Origin of the sequence: Tissierella pigra (genome assembly GCF_018917845.1) — a bacterium.
Lineage (GTDB): Bacteria > Bacillota > Clostridia > Tissierellales > Tissierellaceae > Tissierella > Tissierella pigra.
In genome coordinates, this window is the sequence record NZ_JAHLPJ010000001.1 from 3,562,128 (window position 1) to 3,582,733 (window position 20,606).

Annotated in this window: 20 protein-coding genes; 2 read left to right on the forward strand and 18 right to left on the reverse strand. The window is 29.5% G+C overall.

Going from position 1 to position 20,606, the window contains the following annotated elements; all coding sequences use genetic code 11:
* The first annotated feature begins 1 nt into the window (after window position 1).
* A complete protein-coding gene (locus tag KQI41_RS17250) occupies window positions 2-430 on the forward strand; it encodes a saccharopine dehydrogenase family protein (protein WP_216585806.1) in 429 nt (142 codons plus the stop codon).
* Window positions 431-507: 77 nt separating this feature from the next.
* On the opposite strand, the gene KQI41_RS17255 is transcribed toward KQI41_RS17250, so the two are convergent.
* From KQI41_RS17255 to KQI41_RS17275, 5 genes are all read right to left on the reverse strand, one after another.
* Window positions 508-1,596 (reverse strand): NlpC/P60 family protein, encoded by a 1,089-nt coding sequence (locus tag KQI41_RS17255; protein WP_216585807.1) that lies wholly within the window; start codon window positions 1,594-1,596, stop codon window positions 508-510.
* A 221-nt stretch (window positions 1,597-1,817) separates the two neighbouring features.
* On the reverse strand, window positions 1,818-3,155 hold the full coding sequence (locus KQI41_RS17260; RefSeq protein ID WP_216585808.1) for an HdeD family acid-resistance protein: 1,338 nt from the start codon (window positions 3,153-3,155) through the stop codon (window positions 1,818-1,820).
* Window positions 3,156-3,172: 17 nt separating this feature from the next.
* A complete protein-coding gene (locus KQI41_RS17265) occupies window positions 3,173-3,400 on the reverse strand; it encodes a hypothetical protein (RefSeq protein WP_216585809.1) in 228 nt (75 codons plus the stop codon).
* Window positions 3,401-3,666: 266 nt separating this feature from the next.
* Window positions 3,667-4,230, reverse strand: coding sequence for a pyridoxamine 5'-phosphate oxidase family protein (locus tag KQI41_RS17270; RefSeq protein ID WP_216585810.1), 564 nt, complete (start codon window positions 4,228-4,230; stop codon window positions 3,667-3,669).
* A 303-nt stretch (window positions 4,231-4,533) separates the two neighbouring features.
* On the reverse strand, window positions 4,534-5,262 hold the full coding sequence (locus KQI41_RS17275; protein WP_216585811.1) for a GGDEF domain-containing protein: 729 nt from the start codon (window positions 5,260-5,262) through the stop codon (window positions 4,534-4,536).
* Window positions 5,263-5,368: 106 nt separating this feature from the next.
* On the opposite strand from KQI41_RS17275, the gene KQI41_RS17280 reads away from it, so the two are divergent.
* Window positions 5,369-5,614 carry a helix-turn-helix domain-containing protein gene (locus KQI41_RS17280; protein WP_154440589.1) on the forward strand — a complete coding sequence of 82 codons (246 nt, stop codon included), beginning with the start codon at window positions 5,369-5,371 and terminating at the stop codon, window positions 5,612-5,614.
* Window positions 5,615-5,969: 355 nt separating this feature from the next.
* Here KQI41_RS17280 and KQI41_RS17285 read toward each other — a convergent pair whose 3' ends face one another.
* From KQI41_RS17285 to KQI41_RS17345, 13 genes are all read right to left on the reverse strand, one after another.
* Window positions 5,970-7,580: an ABC transporter substrate-binding protein gene (locus KQI41_RS17285; protein WP_216585812.1), complete on the reverse strand. Its 1,611-nt coding sequence runs from the start codon at window positions 7,578-7,580 to the stop codon at window positions 5,970-5,972.
* A 154-nt stretch (window positions 7,581-7,734) separates the two neighbouring features.
* Window positions 7,735-8,694, reverse strand: coding sequence for an ABC transporter ATP-binding protein (locus tag KQI41_RS17290; RefSeq protein WP_216585813.1), 960 nt, complete (start codon window positions 8,692-8,694; stop codon window positions 7,735-7,737).
* Window positions 8,687-9,658: an ABC transporter ATP-binding protein gene (locus KQI41_RS17295; RefSeq protein WP_216585814.1), complete on the reverse strand. Its 972-nt coding sequence runs from the start codon at window positions 9,656-9,658 to the stop codon at window positions 8,687-8,689. Before KQI41_RS17295 ends, KQI41_RS17290 begins: the two co-directional genes overlap by 8 nt.
* Before the next feature lie 10 nt (window positions 9,659-9,668).
* Window positions 9,669-10,508: an ABC transporter permease gene (locus KQI41_RS17300; RefSeq protein ID WP_244971116.1), complete on the reverse strand. Its 840-nt coding sequence runs from the start codon at window positions 10,506-10,508 to the stop codon at window positions 9,669-9,671.
* Window positions 10,509-10,522: 14 nt separating this feature from the next.
* The gene (locus KQI41_RS17305) at window positions 10,523-11,488 is read right to left on the reverse strand and encodes an ABC transporter permease (RefSeq protein WP_154440599.1); all 966 of its coding nucleotides are present in this window, start codon (window positions 11,486-11,488) and stop codon (window positions 10,523-10,525) included.
* 281 nt (window positions 11,489-11,769) lie between these two features.
* On the reverse strand, window positions 11,770-12,504 hold the full coding sequence (locus tag KQI41_RS17310) for a TrmH family RNA methyltransferase (protein WP_154440600.1): 735 nt from the start codon (window positions 12,502-12,504) through the stop codon (window positions 11,770-11,772).
* A 972-nt stretch (window positions 12,505-13,476) separates the two neighbouring features.
* A complete protein-coding gene (locus KQI41_RS17315; protein ID WP_216585815.1) occupies window positions 13,477-14,679 on the reverse strand; it encodes an SAP domain-containing protein in 1,203 nt (400 codons plus the stop codon).
* 72 nt (window positions 14,680-14,751) lie between these two features.
* Window positions 14,752-15,672: an OB-fold protein gene (locus KQI41_RS17320; RefSeq protein ID WP_216585816.1), complete on the reverse strand. Its 921-nt coding sequence runs from the start codon at window positions 15,670-15,672 to the stop codon at window positions 14,752-14,754.
* 81 nt (window positions 15,673-15,753) lie between these two features.
* On the reverse strand, window positions 15,754-16,383 hold the full coding sequence (locus tag KQI41_RS17325) for a hypothetical protein (RefSeq protein ID WP_216585817.1): 630 nt from the start codon (window positions 16,381-16,383) through the stop codon (window positions 15,754-15,756).
* Window positions 16,384-16,410: 27 nt separating this feature from the next.
* Window positions 16,411-17,115 carry a DUF7255 family protein gene (locus KQI41_RS17330; RefSeq protein WP_216585818.1) on the reverse strand — a complete coding sequence of 235 codons (705 nt, stop codon included), beginning with the start codon at window positions 17,113-17,115 and terminating at the stop codon, window positions 16,411-16,413.
* Window positions 17,116-17,164: 49 nt separating this feature from the next.
* Complete coding sequence (locus tag KQI41_RS17335) at window positions 17,165-17,797, reverse strand: hypothetical protein (RefSeq protein WP_216585819.1); 633 nt, start codon at window positions 17,795-17,797, stop codon at window positions 17,165-17,167.
* A gap of 41 nt (window positions 17,798-17,838) precedes the next feature.
* Window positions 17,839-18,705 carry a toll/interleukin-1 receptor domain-containing protein gene (locus tag KQI41_RS17340; protein ID WP_216585820.1) on the reverse strand — a complete coding sequence of 289 codons (867 nt, stop codon included), beginning with the start codon at window positions 18,703-18,705 and terminating at the stop codon, window positions 17,839-17,841.
* Window positions 18,706-18,901: 196 nt separating this feature from the next.
* Window positions 18,902-20,605 (reverse strand): TnsD family Tn7-like transposition protein, encoded by a 1,704-nt coding sequence (locus KQI41_RS17345; protein ID WP_216585821.1) that lies wholly within the window; start codon window positions 20,603-20,605, stop codon window positions 18,902-18,904.
* Window position 20,606: the final 1 nt, after the last annotated feature.

Sequence of the window (20,606 nt, forward strand, 5' to 3'; positions counted from 1 at the left end):
AATGGCTGTACATAGTGCAAAGGAGTTAGATAAGATTGAAGATATTAATATATATATGGCTATTAATAATAGAGAACCAGAAGGTCCTGCTGTATTGGACCATACTATTGAAAATTTCTTTGGAAGAGTTCCTCTAATAAAAGATGGAAATAAAATTTATGAAAATGCCTTCCAGGGAAAAGAAGTTTATGACTTTGGCTCTCCTTTTGGAAGTTTATTAGTATCTACAATAAGACCAGTAACAAGTATTCCTTTAGCTTTAGGAGCTGAATTACTTGCACAGGGCAAAATAGAAAAAACTGGCGTACTAGTTCCAGAAGAATGTTTAGAACCTAAGTCATTTATCAATAATGTAATCGAAAGGACTAAAGTTAGTAATTATCCTATTACATTAAAAAAAGAAATTATAGTTAATACTGAATGGAATTAATATAAATATAAAAGGACTATTCTTCTGTCTATTATATAGAAGAATAGTCCTTTATTCTTTTAGACTTTTATTATAATTTATTTAGAGATAATTCTTCTAGCAGTATAATAACTGTTTGCATAATATCCTGTAGTAAGGGTAGTTGTCTTTACTACATCTCCCGATTGAGGAGCATGTACGAAGTTTCCATTTCCTACATATATTCCTACATGATTTATATTTCTTCCGTCTCTGGCGAAAAGAACTAAATCACCATACTGTAAATCCTTCTTTTCTACATATACTCCTGCTGTTATTTGATCCTTTGAGGTTCTTGGTATTGCTACGCCAAGCTTACTAAATATATAGTGAGTTAAACCTGAACAATCAAAACTATTGGGACCTATTCCTCCCCATTGATAAGGTTTCCCCATTTGAGCTGATATAATGCTCTTTAGCTTTTCGCTTGAATCACTTTCTTGAATATTTAGCTGTCTGCTTGTCCCAGCTCTTGATGTAGTTAATCCATTCCTAGAAGCCCTGTCAGATGCTATTACCTGTTCATAGGTTCTCATTGCAAGGACTATTGCCTGTTCTCTACTGGTATAACCCTTTGGATTAAATTCATTATCAGCAACACCATTTATAATTTCTACACCATATAAATAATTTACAGATTCTCTTGCCCAACTTGAAATCATATTATAGTCCTTAAAGTCATAATTATTGGGATTTGTATAATCATATTTTGGTTTTGCGGCCTTTAGTGTCTGATATAAAATTACACTTACTTGTTCTCTAATTATATTTTTGTCTGGAGAAAAAGTTCCATCTCCTTTTCCATCTATTATACCTAGCTTATTTCCCATGGTAATATATGGATTGTTTGTATCACTAAACGGACTTGGTCCTTGTATCATAGTCTCTTTTTTACTTAAAACTTGATATAGTCTTACTGCAAGTTCGGCAAATTCTTCCCTTGTAATATTTTTTCTATAATCTCCTTGAAGTTTATCTGGTACAATGTCCCTTTCTTTAGCTTTCTCAACGTCTGATATTGCCCATTTACTTGGAATATCTCCTTTATTTTGGGATGATTCTAAATTAGCATATGTAGTTTTAGGAACTGTGATTACCATAATGGTAAATACTAAAGTTAGCCAAAGTCTTTGAATTTTACTTATCATTGGTTTCCGCCTTTCTTCAAAAGTAGTAAAAAATAGGTTACAATTTTGTAATATTTATATATTAACATAGAATCGTTGAATTTGTTCTTGACTTGTTATGGAATATATTCCATATAATGGAATAGAACATAAGGTAAAATTAAAAATCCTAAAAATACTTACAAGATTTCTCTTGAAAATACTTCTAGGATTTAATCAATCTTTATTCATTTATTCTTTGACTATTTTTCATTTTTTCTGCCATCTTTATAGTATATAATTCTGGATATTACAAAGCTGTTTTTTCTTGAAAACTCCCTATTAAAATACTCAAAATAAGCTCCTGGTGAAATCAATCCTTGGATTTTTACTAAATCTATTCCTGCCTGCCCAACTATAGTATCTGCTAAGAGAACACAATTTGTATTTAAAGCAAAATATGTCTTAAATGGTCCCTTAATAAACTTATAAAAATCCCCTTTTAACCGTTCATATACTATACTTGCATAATCTTTATGGGGATTTGCAGGTATTATCCCTAACTCTTCATCTTTTTGGCTTTTAGGATGCCATTCATACAAGTTTTTACGAATATCTTCGATTCTATCTCTTACCCTTTTCTTCTGATTTTTATTAAGCTTTAAACCAAATCCAAATAAGGTTTTTCCCATATATTCTTGAGAAAACTCTATATATTTCTCTTTATCAAAGACTTCTATTAAAACTCCATCAGATATGATGCCTGCTAATTTATAAGTATCCTCATCATAACTGCCATAAGTCATTACCCTATCCTCAAACCAAATATCCACATGACCAAAAGCAGAAACGCCTTTATCTCCTACATGTATTAAAACTTCTAAATCAAAATCAGTGTTTTCTTTTGATATTATTAAATCTTCTAGACTTAATTTTTCAGTTTCAAAAGCCTTATTGATTTTCATCAAGATCTTATGTGGAATAAATGCAACCATAAATATGGGAAGATTAATTCTAACTCTTCTTTTCAAAGAATCTTTTGCCTCTATGGATAATCCATCTAATAAAGCATCTATAATAAATGAAATTCCGTAGAGAATAAAAAATATTCCAATTGCATTGGAGATAGGTAAAATAGCTGATAGAGGATAAATCATTATAATTATTCCAAGAAATATTAAAATCATGGATTCTATAACTACAAAGAACCTTCTTTCTACATGATTTTTCTTATATTGGATATAAATTAAAAGTCTAATTATTCCTCCAAAGAAGCCATATATTCCGAAAAACATTGGGAATATGGAAATAATCAATTTAGGTTTAAAATAAATAATATACGCCATAGTTAGATTAAGTATAAATCCAAATAATCTAGATATTGAAGTAAATTTCTTTTTATTAATAGGAGAAAATCCTATGATTTGAAAGATTGCTGTTATACAAAAAAGTATAACTAGTAAATTTAAAATATTCTTTACTGCAAATATGACAGTTGCTTTTTGAGTCAAAAATAATACTCCAAGACCTAAATATAATATACCTGAAAAGGTCATAGAATAAATGTCAATATTTTTTACTTTTAATTCTTTTATATTCATATATTCACCTCTTATGATTATGCAAAATTATTTAATATAATTTTAATATTTTCTTCTATTTCTACTAGTAAATTTTCTTTCAATACTCTTTCCAATAAATAAGAATTTTTAATTACATTTATGTGATTAAGTGCAAATTTCCATATTACATCAATATCTATTCTCTTTATTATATATTCATAAAAGTATTTTGTTAAGTTAGTATTGGCTTTTTCCCAATTTATTTCTTTAAATATCTTTATCATTATTATATTGATTTAATAGTCATATTTATATTTCTCATTTTATAATACCACAAAACATAAATCCTTCACAAAATAAAAACTACAAAAAGATCAAAGAGAGCCTAGACTTTAGCCCATGCTCTCTCCTGATTATAAGGAACTTTATTTTATTGGCACATAGTAAAGAATACATTAGATGAAGTATGCTAAACCTCTAAGAAAACCACTAATACTATCTTTTGAAATCAATTCTATATTTTAGTGCTCCTACTTGTTCATTTGAAATCTTACTCCATTCTACCCCATTTCATTTCTTCACCATTCTTATCATATTTCTTTCTTTTAGCAGTAATTTCTTCTATCTCTACTTCATATATATTAGTCCTTTTTAATCCTGATTTAACTGCTATATCAAAGTAATCCATTTTTGTGGAAGTATATTTTTCACATATTAGCCTCATGGCTTTTATTTTTTCTTCTTCATCTTCTACTAATCTTACCTTACCTTTCACAACTGCCGATTCATACTCCGTTGTAAAAACACTACTAATAAGTAATACTGCTTTAGATTCATCCTTTGCTATTTCATCTAGTTCACCTTTAGTATACTTTTCTGGAATCTTTATTTCTCCTATGAATGATATACTAACATTAGGGTTTTTCTCAAATATCTTTACCTTTCTTCCATCCATAGCTGAGTGAAAATATAAGGTGCTTTTATCCCTTACAATAGAAAGAGGAATTCCATAAGGTTCATTATATTCATCAATCATTGAAATAACACCATATCTTGCCTTATCTATAACTTCTAATCCAAATTCTTTACTCATTTCTCTATCTTTTCTTCTCATAATTTCCACCTACCTAAAATATATTATTTTAATTCTGTAACCAAGATATTGCTTTCATTTTAATATTTATTAGAATATTTGTACTACTTCTATTCTCATTATATAGTACTTACCCATAATACTCCATAGATCTTTAATAATAAAATCTTAACAATATTGTTACTGGAATCAAAATAAACAAAATTAAATTTATATATATCTATTAAATATTTATAATTTATTTAGTTGTTTGCTTATTTCTAATACTTCCTGATTTATATTTTTCTTATCTTTTTATTAATTTCTATTTTCGAATCATCTTTTTTAACACTCATTTGTTTTTTTTAATGCTTTTTCTTTGTATAAATCTTTATCTGCCATAGTAATTATATCTACCATATTTTTAAATGAATTGCTGTAAGCAACTCCTGCACTAAATTGAATATTTAATCCATAATCTACAGATAGATTGTGAATTTCTCTCCTAATTCTTTCTATAATTTTATAAGCTATATTTTTATCTTGTTTAAAAAGCAAAATTATAAATTCGTCTCCTCCATACCTTAACCCTACATCATTTTTCCTTATACACTTTTTAATTCCTTCTCCTACAATCTCAATGGCTTTATCACCTGCTGTATGACCATGTATATCATTTATTCTCTTTAAATTATCCACATCAATAATTATCAGAGTAAAACTTTCTGTCCTAAGATTAAGCATTTCATCATTGATGAATCTCTCCCAGTAGTTACGATTATATAGTCCTGTGACTTTATCAATAAATACCTTACTGCAATTACTACACTTATTATATTCATCTACGATTGTAATTAAATAGTATAATTTATTGGTAATATTAACCTTGTCAAGGGTTACATAATAATCACCTAACTCATATTGAAATGGTAAATCATCAGACAATCTTTGTAAAATCTTTAGTTTTTCAATATAAGATATAGCATTTTGATTATCTATGCTTGTATATTCTATATTACATCTCTTGTCTAATACAATACGAATTATTTCCTTATGTTTATCCCCTTTAGGCATAATAAATATCCCCCATTTTAAAATTTTGTTCTTTATTAGAACATATTATTACATAGTTTTGGATAAAATACAAGTGTTCCAATAAAGAACAAAAAGGTGGTATATTATGAAGTTAATATTAGATTCTAAAGAGCGTAATGTTGCAGGACCTAGAATAAAAATTGCAAGACTAAAAAGCAAGCTTACACAACAGGAATTATCAGCAAAACTTGAAACACTTGCTGTCTATGTAGATAGGGCAAGTATTTCAAAAATTGAACAACAGAAAAGAATTATTACTGATATGGAACTGGTAGCATTTTCTAAGATACTTAAGGTTAGTGTCGATTGGTTGTTGGGGATTGATAAGTAAGTTTTGATTCAATTAGATAGGGAAAGAAGAATTATATATCTTGATTTATCTATTTTAATGTTTTCATATATACCTTTTCGCATACTATATAATCATAGACGGAGACATATGACAAATTTAATGTATAGAATAATTTATTCATTTTTTTAAAAGGGAATAATACTTTAATAATTAAGGAGATTTATTGTAAATAAACATAAGGTTCTTTAAGAGAAAATAGAATTAAAGCAAAATAAGTATGAGGCAGTTATTGTCTACACTTTTATTTAATTACAATAATCCAAGTATTCTTCTACACCCTTAATTTTTATAGATAAAATGAGGGACAATAGTATTGTCCCTCATTTTATCTATATTATTTATCTAGCCATATATAAGTATATTCAGATTCTGATGCTTTTTCCACAGCCTCTCCTGCCGGATGACCTTTTACATAAGATTTAACCACTATCTTTGCTCCCTTTTCATATAAAAATATATTTGGAAGATCCTCTGATAATATTTTTTGTATTTCTTTATATATAGGTGCTCTGTCTTCTTCTGAAGATAAGATTACCCCTTGTTTCAATAATTCTTCTACTCTAGGATTATTATATTCCCCTAGATTCATTGAAGTACCTACACCAATACGATTTCCTATTGCCGATATATCTGGTCCTTGGTATCCGCCAAGCATTGTTAATTCAAAATCACGTCCAAACCAAACCTTCTCATCATAAGCTGCATCATCCATTGCATTAACTTGTAGATCTATGCCGAATTCTTTGAAATTTGATTTAAGAACTTCTACTATATCATCAAATCCAGGATAAGTATCCACTGTTGTAGTAAAATAGATTCCATTATCATCAGCCTTATATCCTGCTTCTTCAAGTAAAGCTTTCGCTTTTTCAATATCCCTTTCTGGAAGTTTTGCATCTTCATTTATTGCCCAATCATAAAGAGGTGATATGAAATATTCCGCTTTTTCGCCAATGCCTTTTAATGCCTTAGTAAAAATTTCATCTCTATCTATACCATAAGCTACTGCTTGTCTGACCTTTAAGTCAGCAAACTTACCCTTATTTACATTAAAATGTATATAGCCTTTGTTTGGCCAAAGTTTATCATATATTATATAATCTGGATTGTTTTCAAATCCACTAAGCTCATTAGCAGGAACCCCATGTTTATTTTCGTCGGTTTCTCCATTTAGCCATGCTTGGTAAGCAGTACTCTGCTCTGGAATTATAGAGAACACTACCTTATCTAAATATGGTTTATCTCCCCAGTATTCATCATTTCTTTCAATAGTTACACTTTGTCCCTTTTTATGCTCTACAAATTTAAATGGACCAGTACCTATTGGACTTTGATTTGCAGGATTTTCTAACCAATCAGTTCCTTCATATATATGCTTTGGCATTATATATGTTCCAAACCATGCTATATATCCTAACAATCCTGAATTAGGCCCTTTAAGCTTAAATACTACTGTATTTTTGTCAGGACATATAATTTCTTCAATATCTGAAAGTGATGCTGAAGCAAATCCCTTTTCCTTTATTATCTGATCAAAAGTCCACTTTACGTCCTCTGAGCTGAAATCTTTGCCATCATGCCATTTAACATTTTCTTGTAGATGAAATGTTACGGTTTTAGCATCTTCAGAGAATTCCCATTCTTTAGCAAGATCTGGAACCACTTGATCATATCCATTGATCTTTACAAGCTTATTGAAAATATTTTGAATCACTGGATATGCACCATCATCAGAATGAGCATCAGGATTATATGTTTGAGGTTCTCTAGATACACTTGCTATAAATGTTCCACCTTCCTTAGGTTCAGATGAAACCTCTGGCTCAGAGTCAATTTTTGCCACATCCTCTGTTTTATTAGCTTCTGGTACTTCATTTTTCTTAGCACATCCTGTAAATAGTCCAAGGCATAGAACTATAACAAGAAGTAAAGATATTTTTCTCATTTACTTTCCCTCCATTTTTTTATATGTAATATATTTACTTATACAGCTTGATTAATTATTTTATCTCAAGCTAATCCAATGAATTTCTTTGTCATTGGAATATTTTTTCACCTCTCCTTTCATTTTTTATTTATTTAATTAAGGAATGAATTCCTTAATTAAATAAATAAAAACAGCTTGCATAATGATTATCTCCCACCTCTTCCATAATAGGATATGATTTATTACACTTTTCACCTGCCTTATAGCATCTTGGAGCAAAATAACATCCTGGACCTGTATCAACAGGAGTAGGCGGTTCACCCTTTATTCTAATTAAATCTTTATTATCAAATGGATTTATAGATCCACAGTTTGAAATCAATGCCTTTGTATATGGATGCCTTGGATTATGTATTACATCGTCTGTTTGCCCAATCTCAACTATTTTACCTAAATACATTACTGCAATCCTATGGGATATATAACGTGTGGTTGCAATATCATGACTTATAAATATCATTCCAGCCCCTCGCTCCTCAGTGAGCTGTAACAATAGATTTATTATATCTGCACGAACTGATACATCCAGCATAGAAACAGGCTCATCAGCAATAATAATCTTGGGATTTAATAGCATAGATCTAATTATAGATATTCTTTGAAGCTGTCCTCCAGAAAGCTCATGTGGATATCTGGAAAGATAGTCCTTTGCTGGTCTTATACCTGCTTTCTCCATAGCTGATATACAAATATTTATTCTTTCTTCCTCAGAATTTCCTATATCATGTATCTTTAACGCAGTAGTCAATATCCTTTTAACATTATCTCTAGGGTCAAAGGTATCAAATGGATTTTGGAAAATCATTTGACAATCTCTCCTGAATTTTAAATCTTTATTTCTCAATATGTATTCAATAGACTTGCCTTCAAATTCAATAATTCCTTCTGTGGGACTCTCTAAAGCAACTAATAATTTTCCCAAAGTAGATTTACCACAGCCAGACTCACCTATTATTCCCAATATGTTTCCTCTTTCAAGGGAAAAGCTAACTCCATCTACAGCCTTGATAGTTTGTTTCTTTTTTTGAACATACCATTTTCTTAAATCCTTTACCGTTATGAGGCTAGTCATTATATTCACCTCCCACTAAATGACATGCTACCTTCCAATCATTTGATATCTGTACGGTCTTTGGCTCTCTGACAAAGCATATATCCATAGAATCTTTGCATCTATCAGCAAAAATGCATCCCCTATGTACCACACTAAGATCTGGAAAAGAACCTGGAATCCCCTTTAACCTATTTCTCTCTCCTGTAAGAGATGGATAGGAATTCAAAAGCTCCCTAGTATAAGGATGCTTAGGCAAACTAAGGACATCTTCCACATATCCTGATTCAAGAAGGTAACCTGCGTACATCACTGCAACCTTTTTACATGTTAAAGATACTACTGACACATCATGAGTTATCATTATTCTTGTCAATTTTAACTTTTCTTCAAGCTCCATTATCTCCTCAAGTATCTGTCCTTGTGTCACAACATCTAAGGCAGTTGTTGCCTCATCTAATATCAATAGCCTCGGGTAATGAAGCAAACTAAGAGCTATACTGACTCTTTGGATCATTCCTCCTGATAATTCATGAGGATAAAGATTATATACTCCCTCCGATAGATTCACAAGATTAAATAGTTCAAGTATTCTCTCCTTAGTATCTTTATCTGTAGCATGTGCCTCATGAATTTTATATATATCATTCATTTGAAGCCCGATTTTATGTACGGGACTTAGGGAATTCATTGATTTTTGGAAAACATATGCAATTTCCTTCCACTTTATTTGTCTCAATCTTTCTTCATCTATTTTTAATAGATCAGTTCCATCAAATATAATATCTCCCGTTATTTCTGTTATTTCCTTGGGAAGGAGACTAAGAATCGACATAGCAAATGTTGACTTTCCTGACCCGGATTCACCGACTATTCCAACAGAATCCTCTGATTCTATATTCAAAGATAAATCCTTCACTGCTTTAATCTTTTTCCCTTTAACTTTATATACAATATTTAGATTATTTATATTAAGTAATGACATTTTATCCTCCTCAGTCTTTCCCATTAAATTTAGGGTTTAACAGATGATTCATTCCTTCTCCAATTAAATAGAAGGAAAGCACTGTACATACAATTGCCAAACCTGGAAAAGTGCATATCCACCAGCTTCGTGGGAGGTATACTTTTCCATTTGCAATTATCTTGCCCCAGCTTATAACATTGGGGTCTCCAAGACCCAAGAAAGATAAGCCTGCCTCAGATAATATTGCTGACGATATAGCCATTGTGGAATCTGCTATAATGGGGAAAATTCCATTAGGTATAATATGCCTAAACAATATTCTAATATTGCCTTCACCAATGGTTTGAGCGCTTTTTATAAATGTCCTTTCTCTTAAGGATATTGCTTGGGAACGCATCAATCTTGCAGTGCCTGTCCAGCTTGTTAATGCCATGACAACTATTATATTAGTTAAACTGCTGCCATAGATTGCAATAATAATTAATATTAGAAAAAAGGTTGGTAGCATTAAAAAAACATTTATTATCTCAGAAATTATTTTATCGGTCTTTCCCCCTAAATATCCTGCAATACCTCCTATTAATGTCCCTATAATCGACGATATAAAAGCAACTACAATTCCTACCTTTAATGATGTCCTAGCACCCCAAACTACCATGCTAAATACATCTCTGCCTAAACCATCAGTACCAAAAATATATTTAGAAGAAGGCCTTGCAGTTAAATCATCGTTTAAAAAATAAGGATCATTAGTAGCAATAAAGGGGGACAATATTGCTACTAAAATCAATATTATAAGAATTGTAATGCCAATCAATAGTTCCTTACTAGAGCATATTTTCTTCAATATATATTGCACATTCTTCATAATATAGCACATCCTTATTCAAGCCTAATTCTTGGATCTATTAAGGCATAGATAATATCAGTAATAATCATAACTACACAAATAGATACAGAGATCATCAGATATACACCTGTTAGCAATGGATAATCCCTTTTCATTATTGCATCCATAATAAGTCTGCCCATACCGGGCCATGCGAAAACTATCTCTATCAAAGCTACTCCACTAATTATAAATGCCAAAGATAAGCTGAGTTTTGTAATAGTAGGGATTATAGCATTTCTCAACACATATTTATTAAATATCTTATTTTCTTTCATTCCTGCTGCTCTTAAAGTCAAAATAAAGTCCTCTGACATAGTTTGCAAAACTGAGGATCTAGCTATTCTGAAATACATTGGCATCTGAATTATAAATAGGGTACTGACAGGTAAAATCATATGCTTTACAACGTCTAAAACACGAGCAAACCCTTGATGTTCTGCTCTTAAATCATACATTCCTGAAGTAGGTAAAATTCCAAATTTAGATGCAAATATAAGTATCAAAATTAATCCAAGCCAAAAGCCAGGAATAGCATCAAAAACATAGCAAGCACTGCACATAAGCCTATCAAATATAGACCCTGCTTTCCTTGCTGCATATACACCTAAAAATGTTCCTACTATAACTGACAATATAACCCCTGTTAAAGTAAGTAAAATTGTGGCAAATAACTTTTCACCGATTAACTTTGACACAGGCTCATTGCTCATATAGGAATATCCAAGATCACCTTTCAATATATTTTTTATATAATTACCAAACTGGATTGGAATAGATTTGTCTAATCCGTATTTAGCTGTTAAATGTTCTATAAGCTCTGGATTAGGATTTTCTGTACCTGCTAAAACTTTTATAGGATTTCCTGGAGCATATCTAATTAAAAAAAAGGTTAAACAAAAAGAAAATAATATTGTCAAGATTCCAGTAGTAATACGCTTTCTAATATAATCTCTCATAATATTTCCTCCTAATTAATCCGTCATTTCTAAAAATTATTCTAAAATATATGATAAACTTCTAACAATTTCCTTTTTCATTGAGTAGTATAACATTTAATCTCCAGTATGTTAAATAGGATTTATCTATTCTAAAAATTTATTGATATGTTTTAATAATACTCAAATTGCTGTTAATATAATTTTTTATATCTATAACTTAAAATTTAAATTTTTCAAATAAAAAAGCAGGAGATTTCTTGGATTTTAGTCCATTCTTTCTCCTGCCTTTAAAGAATTTTTTATATAAGACCATTTTTACTTGCAAAAGTAAAAATGCCTATTCCTGCTGCAATTGATAAATTTAATGAGTCAACAAGATCTGAAGAAGGGATTTTTACACTTGTCCCTATACCTAGAAAACTTTCATCAAGCCCTGTTGCTTCGTTGCCGAATATTAAACTAAAAAGATTTCCTTCTGAACAATTATCAATATTCAAGCATATTTCTCCCTTAAGCATAAAAGGATAACACCAATGTCTTGAGTATATTTGTCTATATTCTTCAAAAGAATTGAATAACTGAAAATTAATTCTAAACAACGCCCCCATAGAAGCCCTAATGGTTTTAGGATTAAATATATCAGCTGCTGGAGTAATTATTGCAAGATTATGTATGTTAAATCCTGCCATGGTCCTTATTATAGTTCCTATATTTCCCATATCACTTGGGTTTACAAGAACTACATGAGGTTTTGATTTGTCCAAAATATATGAATGTTTTTCAAACACTCCAATAATATAGCTATTCTCTTTCTGACTTATTCGAATAAAAGTTTTATCATCATACAAAAAAGTGATTTTATTATCTCTACAAACCCTTTCCATTTCCTCTTTGTTAGAATATCTCGAATGGATATAAACTGCTTTAACAATTTCCGGCTTAATTTCTATCAACTCATAAGTTGCATATGCACCAGAAGTATAAGAATAATCAAATTCCTTCTTGTATGGTTTTAAAATTAATTTGTTTTTCATATAGACCCCGCTCCTTAAAATATTAAAGTATTTAAGGGTGCAAAGCCTAAATGATAAACAGAATCATACTATGCAGCGATATCTCTACTCCATGCAAAGCTCGCAGTCTGTTTATCAATAGACCTTGCATGGAGTACACCTAGTGTAACGCCAAAATTTATTGCCATTAAAATCACCTCCTTAACTGTTATAATATCATAATATTCCTTTATCTTTTCAAAATATATTTAAAATTCAATTTGATAACTATATTTTTTCGTTTTGTACTCTTACGATATTTTAAAAGGATAATTTTATCCATTTTTCTTGTCTATTTAACCTTCCATTTCATTGATTTTACCAGACTTAAACCTTATCCTTATTTCCTTTACTCTTGAAAACCTAATAAAAAAAACATGGCTTAACTGAGATTCCTTATCCCTTCTAAACCATGTTTACTGAAACAATTTTATTTACTCCCATCAAGAATTTGCATAATGATAGGACTTTATTTGATGTAAACATATATGTAACCTGAAAATAAAGTTCTTCAAGCTCCCATCCCTCCAACCCCTCCATTTTCCTACATTCCCATTTTACCATGAAAATAAAGTTCTTCAAGGGATTTAAGCAGGGATAAGGATTTAGGAATAAGTGAAAAGAATTAAGGGAATCAAGTAATTTCAAGGGGTTGAAGGAATATTGAAAGGAAAAGAAGAAAGAGAAAGGGAAAAGGCAAATGAAAATAAAGTTCTTCAAAGAATTGGAACAGGAATAAGGTTTAAGGGATAAGGATAAGGGAAAGAGAAGGTTGTGATTTCAAAGGTTGAAGGGTAAGAGGAAGGAAAAAGGGATATAAAAAAGCAGGAGGTTTCTTGGAATTTAATCTAAGACTCTCCTGCTTTGAAGAACTTTATTTACTTGTTGAAGAACTTTATTTTATGGGGACAAAGTATACATATAAGGATTTAAGATTAAAGAAGGTACTTAATCTTATCGAATAAAAGATAATCCATAATCTACATACTTATTAATTTGTTCATCATCAAGTCCTGTGTTAATTAATCGTTCAATTAACTTTGTAATTTCAAAAGATTTACAGCCAAACATATCACCAACTATTATGCAAGAATTAATATTTTTTTGCTTATCTCTTATATTTTCTGGCAAATTAAGATTTATATTAATTAATTTATTATATTTAAATAACTTCACATCATCTAACTCAATTATAGCTTTCTCATTTCCACTTATATTAATTTGAATTCCTAAGCCTGGAAAATCTTTTTGTGCTTTAAAGCTTGATATAATCTTATAAGCTTTATCTATTTCATTATTCAAAACCAAATGATAACTTTTATCTTCCAATTCCATATCTCTCGTTATCGAAGGATTAAGTGGGGTTGTTAATTCCATTCCTTTTTCCGTTAGTTTATATCTAATATATCTTTGATTTCTATAATCCTTTAGTTCATTTTCATCAGAGTTCTCAATCATTCTTTCAATTAAAGTAGGCTTTGTTCCTTTAACTGGAAGTTCTTTGAATTTTAAGATTCCTTTTAAATCATCCACTGTATGAATGAGATTTATTTTTTCACTTAAACTTAACTCTTCAACTTCTACTAATTTTTGACCTACAAACTGATTTAAAACATCTTGGTATTTTAGATGATAATCATGAGTCCAATCTCCAGATATACTCTTAAGAGGATTTGATTTTATAGTTGCTATATACTTTAAAAAATACAACTCTACTGATGTTAGCTCTCTTTCTTTAAAATTTGACAAATCATATCTACCATCTATAATGCATTGTGAATCATCTTTATGATAATGTCTTTTTAGATTATTATCTTTAATATCGTTAGATTCAGTATCTTTAGTATTTGATATATAATATTTTTCATTTGCATGAAGAGTAATTAATGCATCTGAATATACAGCTTCAATGAGTTCTGATTTTTCTGTTTCTGTAATATTTCCCTTTATTTTAGGATAAAAAAAACAATCTACATCATCAACAATATCAAGTTCAATGTTGTATTGTGGAAACATATTTTCCATTATCTCCTTGAAATCTTGCTTATATAAATCAACCTGAAACTCCATTGCGTCAATATTTGAAATTAAAGCCCAAGATGTATTCTTAATAGTAATACTTTTTTTACCCTTATTAAATAAATTAATTATTTTCATGTTCTTTTTCTCCTTATATTTGTGAAAGTATTAAAATATATTTTCCTAAGTTTTTAAACTTATATTTTATATTTATTCTACTTTACAATCTGTCCAGCTTCCCCAGCTTATACATTCACCTGTAAATTTAATTATATCTCCCTTCGAGTATTTTTTAAGTTTTTCTCTTTCAGATTCATCAAATTTACACCATAAATTATATGTTTTATCATTAACTTTTACAATAACAGTAACTCCTATTTCTTTAAATAAAGTATTGAAAAGTCCATCTTCTTCTACAGTTTCAAATCTTCCAATCATAGTATATCTATTGCCTTTATACTTATCATTAGCCACAAGTTCATTTGATTTAAAGGCATTATAAATTTCAAGAAATTCAGTAGTAATAGCTTCCATCTCTTCCTTCTCTCGTTTCGCTCGTTCCTTTTCTCTTTCAGTTTCTAAATTATCGTAATATGCCTTTACTGCATTAACATCTGCTTTTTCTTTTATCTCTCCTGTTTCAAAAGAATAGATATCTTCCTTTAATAAACTATCACCAACATACTTTTCTTCTTCATTTATATAGTAGTAATTGTGGCTATCATAATCCTTTATCCATTTTACACTCCATATATCACTATAATTAGACTCTACCCAAATCCATAATCTTCCTTTTGAGGTTGTTATTTTAAAAGAAACAGATGAATCTTTAACAACCTCTGTTTTAATTTCTTCTATCTCTTCTACACCAATAGAATTTAAGGCATCTACAGCGACATCTCCCCACTCATAATTATGCAAATCTGATATGTTCAATATTTCACCTCTTTCAATTTGCTTTTCTTCATTATCTACATGAGATGAATCATCATACATAGATACCGATACTATAAAGGTTACAAAACAAATGAGCATAAAAATTAAAGGTTGTTTTTTCTTCCCCTTCTTAAATAATCTGAGTAAAAACCATATAAAACCAATTATAAATCCCAAAAAACTAAGTATCCCCATTTTATAATACCCCCTAATATTTACTATATTTTAAAATTACAAAAATAAAGTTCTTATTTTATACAAATTTACTTATATACCTTAGACCATGTTATCACCGTTATATTCTTCTATCTGTTTAATTATATCTGATACATATTTTTGTGCACTTTCTTCTCTTGCATACCACATATTACTTTGTCCAAATCCAAAATTATCCGTATTTTGTCGCTTACGATAAGCTCTCCACTTATCTCTTTTCCTTTCTTCAATTGGGAGGAGTACGCAATTCCCTTTATCTGCAACTACATTATACCAATATCCAAACTCTGGTAACCCCCTATCGGTATCTTTATCATAGGGTAGCAAATTAACATTTCTATAAACTGTTGCATCTTTATACCAACCAACTATTACTGAATGTTTTGATTCTGGTAATTTTGCACACCAAACCACCAGTACATTGTCCAATTTCTCTCCTGGATTACCTGCATCCTTAATCTTTTGAATATGCATTTGTCTTTGTCTGCCTTTTTCATAACCACCTTTGGTGAATCCTGGTTCTACAAATCCATAACAAACTTCTCTTCCATCTACTATCCATGGAGCAAAGTTATGTTTCTCCCCTCCATCTCCCTTTTCTCTTACATATCGAAAATTGCCAGCCATAATATCATCTTCTTTTCCCTTATAGAAATTCATATAAGAAATGTTAAAAAAGACTATTCTCATCTCTATATCCCCCTATACTCCTTTGTTTTAAACTCTAACTCTACCTCTACTATCTTTCAATAATGCTTTCTGGAATATATCATTATCATATAGATACCTTTTTATGTTTTCCAAATCCTCTTTTGTAAAATCCTTAATCTTATTATTAGTGACTTGATAATTTATTCTAACTGTAGGGTTGTATCCTAATTTAACAGGAACTATATCTTTAAGATAATCCCTAAATGCTCTCTGTCTTATTCTATTATCTTGTTTGTCTCCTTTAAGAATTTCAGGAAATAAAATGTCCTTACCTTTTAATTTATGAAAGCCACTTTTCCCTGGGTTAACAATAGATTTACTGGATAAATCATAATAAGAATTATAATCAAAGGAAGGTTTTAAATTTTTATATCCTCTTTCTAATGTCATAAGCCTATATTGGTTAAAATGTTGTTTCTCATCAAATTCACAAATAAAATTATATGGTTCTTCAAACCAAATATCTATTCTTGCCATACCATTTTTTATAAAGTTTGATTTACGGCCTAACTTATCATCTAATGTCCATTTATCATCAACTAATACACCATATACATCAGATATATCTTCCCAGAATTCCTTATATAAGTCTTTATCTGGTATATTAAGTAACCAATCTTTTTTAGATTCCAAAGTATATTTAGCTTCTTCTTTAAATTCTAATTCTAATAATTGCTTTATCAGCTCTGCTATTGGTAAAAGCTTACTCATCTATATCAGCTTCCTTTTAAATTTTATAATTACTTTATTCCCTAATATTTTATTCCCCCTCAAGTATATAATCATATAAATAATGCTTGGCTATACTATCAAGATTCCTACCTATTTCTTCAAATCTTGTTATAAAACTTTCTAAATCTACAACTACATTATCAAATTCCTCTATATAAAAATGATTTATATATCCTTTGACAAAAGGATATCGTGAAAAATCCATATTATCTTTATTTGTTTTAACTGATGACTTTTTTATTTCTGAATACAACTCATCTATATAATTTCTTAAATCACTGGTTAAATCTTTAAATTGTTTTCTTTTTTCTTTTTCTTTTTCAAACTCATTTACTCTTGAACATACATTTGAAAAAATTTGTTGAATATCATGATTACCCTCATTCTTTTTACCATTATCTAAAAGTATGTTTAAAGACCAATTGATAGCCTTTAAATATAATTCAATAGCATGATTTGCATCAAATAAAATTGGGAAAATTAATATATCTGCCTTTTTATCATCATTATCTGCAATAGATTGTTTAGCTAATAAAATTGATGCTTTCATATATCCATCTGCAATGGTAATCATATTATTAATATTATTGTGTCTATCAATTCTCCAATTCATATATGCATTTTTATCAACATCTGAATTATAGGAAAAAATATCCTTCATATCATTATCTTCCTCCACTATAATTATTTGATTTATTATAATTACTCATCTAATATATTTTTTAATTCCTCAGCAATTTCTTTGATTGTATACATTGATGTATTTAATGCTTTTCTTCCAGCTAAAGAAGGACTGAAATCCTGTACCTCATCTTTAGTTATATCATGCCATATAGGTAATATTGTTTTTCCATATGTCATTTCTTTTTGAAATAATCCATCTAATTCATAATTGGTCCATCCCTTTTTAATAAAACTCTTAGAAATGATAACAATTCCAAATTTAGATGACTTCAATCCTTTATCTATACTTTTTCTTAAACTATCTCCCCATTTTATAGAAAACTCATCATACCATACCTTTATATTATAATCTTTCATCAATGTATCAGCTAATTCCCTTACAAAGCTTTCTTTATCCTCGGAAGCATGAGAAATAAAAACATCATACTTTTCTTCAAATAATGTTTCATCTAATGTATTTATTCCAACCTCTGATATATTTGATGAAACATTATTTTTAAGTTGAGCTGTTAATTCATCTATCCTATTTTCATAGTTTTTTTGAACTTTTTCTTGTTCTTTTTGCCTTCTTTTGCTTTCTACCTGTTCTTCCTTCTGAAGTTTTTGATTCAAGCTATTTAATTTTTCTCTTTTCTGTGCTATCTTCTTTGTTATATCCGTTTTCTTGTTTAGAGTCTTGACTAAATCATTCTCGTATCTTTCAATTTGCCCTAATTTTGAATTTACTGTAGAAACTGATGTGTTTTTAGTTATACTCTTCTTTGTACTATTTATTTTTTTAGTAATATCAGCTTCTTTCTTGGTTTCATCTAATAGAGCTTTCTCTAATCTTGTTATCTCTTTTGTAATTTGATTTATTGAACTTAATGTAGTAGAAATACTCATGAATAGTTCCCCCTTAACACTTCTATTAATATTAAATTATCTTCTATCTACCCATATACTTCAAATTATTATCCCTTTAATATGTAAATATTTTGAAAGTTTCACCCTTATAATACCATATATCTACATTTATTTCACAAAATAAAAGAAGAAATATCATTCCTTATATCCCTTCCTCTAAATCTTTACCTATATATTAACTAAGCAATTCTTCATCATATCCCTTTTCTCTTAACACCTGACTAACTCTATCTTTTATATCAGCTATATACCTTGCATTTACTCCTGATTTTTCAATCAACTTCCATTTACTAATACTTACCCCTTCACTTTCTAATTCCTCTATTGCCCACTTTATTTTTCTTATATGGAAATCCTGTAATGTTTCTTCTATTGGGTCTAAATAAGCCTTAACCTTAGGTAATTTGTCTTTCCGTTTTGAAAACCATCCATTTATGCCAAGTTTACCTCCTATGGTTGTCCATCGAATTCTTTCAGGTTTTCCGTCTTGCATTTTGCTTACAACTTCTTTAACCTGTGGTAGCAATTCTTCATCCCTCTGGTTCCAGTCAATAGGTGGATTATGATTTTTGATTGCAGGAGCATTGTTATCCAACCATTCTTTATCATGTCTTATAAGCCAAGTATAAAGACCTTCATCCAACTTTTTTAAATTATTTCTACTTAGCTTTGGATTTTTCTTCATTAAATCCAACCATCTTTCCCTCGCATTTTTCTGTCTAATTTTAAAATCATCCATATCTCTATAATCTTGATATATAAACATTCCACCACCATTATATTTCCAAAATGGTTCTATACCTAATTTATCAATATTTTTTCTAATTGTCTTTGGAGTGGAATCTAATGCTATTGCTATTTCTCTTATACTCAAATCTTGCTTACATAGTTCTATTAATTTATCCTCCCATTGCTCTTTATGGTCTTTTTCTATATTAATATATGATTGACTATCCAGAAGGTCTATTGTCTTAAGCCCTAAAGCCCTTGCCACAAGCAGATGCCTAATCGGTTGAGAAGTAATTTTATTATCCCTTACCAATGAATTTAGCCAGTGACAGTCTTTGTTACAATCTATTGGGCTTTGAAGCATTTGTAAAACTTCTTCCCCCCAGAACTCATATATAGCTTTCCTTAATTTCTTCTGATGAACCATAGTGTTCAAGTTTGCAAAACCTTTTTCAATTAACTTTTCCATATAGATATAATTATGTTTTTTAAGGGATTGAAAAGTAAATTTTTTGTTTAATATGCTCTTTATATCTTCTGCAATCCATAGTAGTTTATTAAAAGTATCCTCAGAAAAAGATTTCATTTCTTTAACTAAACAATTATCTACAGTAGCAGGTATATAGGCTTGTCTATTTGCTCCCCTCATTAAAATTCTGCTATCATATAAAACCTCTTTATGCTTAGGGCATATAAAAACTCCTGTTATCTGGTGAAGTCTATGCCAATATGCTTCTCCATAATTTTTTATATCTTCTTTCATACATTCTGGACAAAATCGAAAATACTTATTATAAGAAATACTACTTGCTGTCAATCCTAACATATTGTAAGCATTAGCTACATCACCATTTTTCATATTCTTCATTACATCTTTTGCTCTTTCTTCTGGAACAAAGGATGCAAGAAACGGAAATAAAGTATGTTTGAAAATAAAATAATCTGATGTATAAAGTGTATTTAGAGGCATATTTGCAATTAAAGCATCTAATTTCCCCGATAGTTCTATTGAAGCTATAATATTTCTTGTTCCAAACATGTCATCAAAGTTTTGTATAGCATTAGAATTTCCACTTTGAATACAATACCTTGCTAAAATACTATATAAAAGTTCATCTTTATATGGAGTAGGGAAAAAATACATTGTCATA

Coding starts and splice junctions, on each gene's coding strand:
- KQI41_RS17305 (WP_154440599.1), bottom strand. CDS start 11,488: ATGAGAGATTATATTAGAAAGCGTATTACTACTGGAATCTTGACAATA.
- KQI41_RS17270 (WP_216585810.1), bottom strand. CDS start 4,230: ATGAGAAGAAAAGATAGAGAAATGAGTAAAGAATTTGGATTAGAAGTT.
- KQI41_RS17335 (WP_216585819.1), bottom strand. CDS start 17,797: ATGAAGGATATTTTTTCCTATAATTCAGATGTTGATAAAAATGCATAT.
- KQI41_RS17290 (WP_216585813.1), bottom strand. CDS start 8,694: ATGACTAGCCTCATAACGGTAAAGGATTTAAGAAAATGGTATGTTCAA.
- KQI41_RS17260 (WP_216585808.1), bottom strand. CDS start 3,155: ATGAATATAAAAGAATTAAAAGTAAAAAATATTGACATTTATTCTATG.
- KQI41_RS17310 (WP_154440600.1), bottom strand. CDS start 12,504: ATGAAAAACAAATTAATTTTAAAACCATACAAGAAGGAATTTGATTAT.
- KQI41_RS17325 (WP_216585817.1), bottom strand. CDS start 16,383: ATGAGAATAGTCTTTTTTAACATTTCTTATATGAATTTCTATAAGGGA.
- KQI41_RS17315 (WP_216585815.1), bottom strand. CDS start 14,679: ATGAAAATAATTAATTTATTTAATAAGGGTAAAAAAAGTATTACTATT.
- KQI41_RS17265 (WP_216585809.1), bottom strand. CDS start 3,400: ATGATAAAGATATTTAAAGAAATAAATTGGGAAAAAGCCAATACTAAC.
- KQI41_RS17300 (WP_244971116.1), bottom strand. CDS start 10,508: ATGAAGAATGTGCAATATATATTGAAGAAAATATGCTCTAGTAAGGAA.
- KQI41_RS17340 (WP_216585820.1), bottom strand. CDS start 18,705: ATGAGTATTTCTACTACATTAAGTTCAATAAATCAAATTACAAAAGAG.
- KQI41_RS17345 (WP_216585821.1), bottom strand. CDS start 20,605: ATGACAATGTATTTTTTCCCTACTCCATATAAAGATGAACTTTTATAT.
- KQI41_RS17285 (WP_216585812.1), bottom strand. CDS start 7,580: ATGAGAAAAATATCTTTACTTCTTGTTATAGTTCTATGCCTTGGACTA.
- KQI41_RS17255 (WP_216585807.1), bottom strand. CDS start 1,596: ATGATAAGTAAAATTCAAAGACTTTGGCTAACTTTAGTATTTACCATT.
- KQI41_RS17330 (WP_216585818.1), bottom strand. CDS start 17,115: ATGAGTAAGCTTTTACCAATAGCAGAGCTGATAAAGCAATTATTAGAA.
- KQI41_RS17280 (WP_154440589.1), top strand. CDS start 5,369: ATGAAGTTAATATTAGATTCTAAAGAGCGTAATGTTGCAGGACCTAGA.
- KQI41_RS17295 (WP_216585814.1), bottom strand. CDS start 9,658: ATGTCATTACTTAATATAAATAATCTAAATATTGTATATAAAGTTAAA.
- KQI41_RS17320 (WP_216585816.1), bottom strand. CDS start 15,672: ATGGGGATACTTAGTTTTTTGGGATTTATAATTGGTTTTATATGGTTT.
- KQI41_RS17250 (WP_216585806.1), top strand. CDS start 2: ATGGCTGTACATAGTGCAAAGGAGTTAGATAAGATTGAAGATATTAAT.
- KQI41_RS17275 (WP_216585811.1), bottom strand. CDS start 5,262: ATGCCTAAAGGGGATAAACATAAGGAAATAATTCGTATTGTATTAGAC.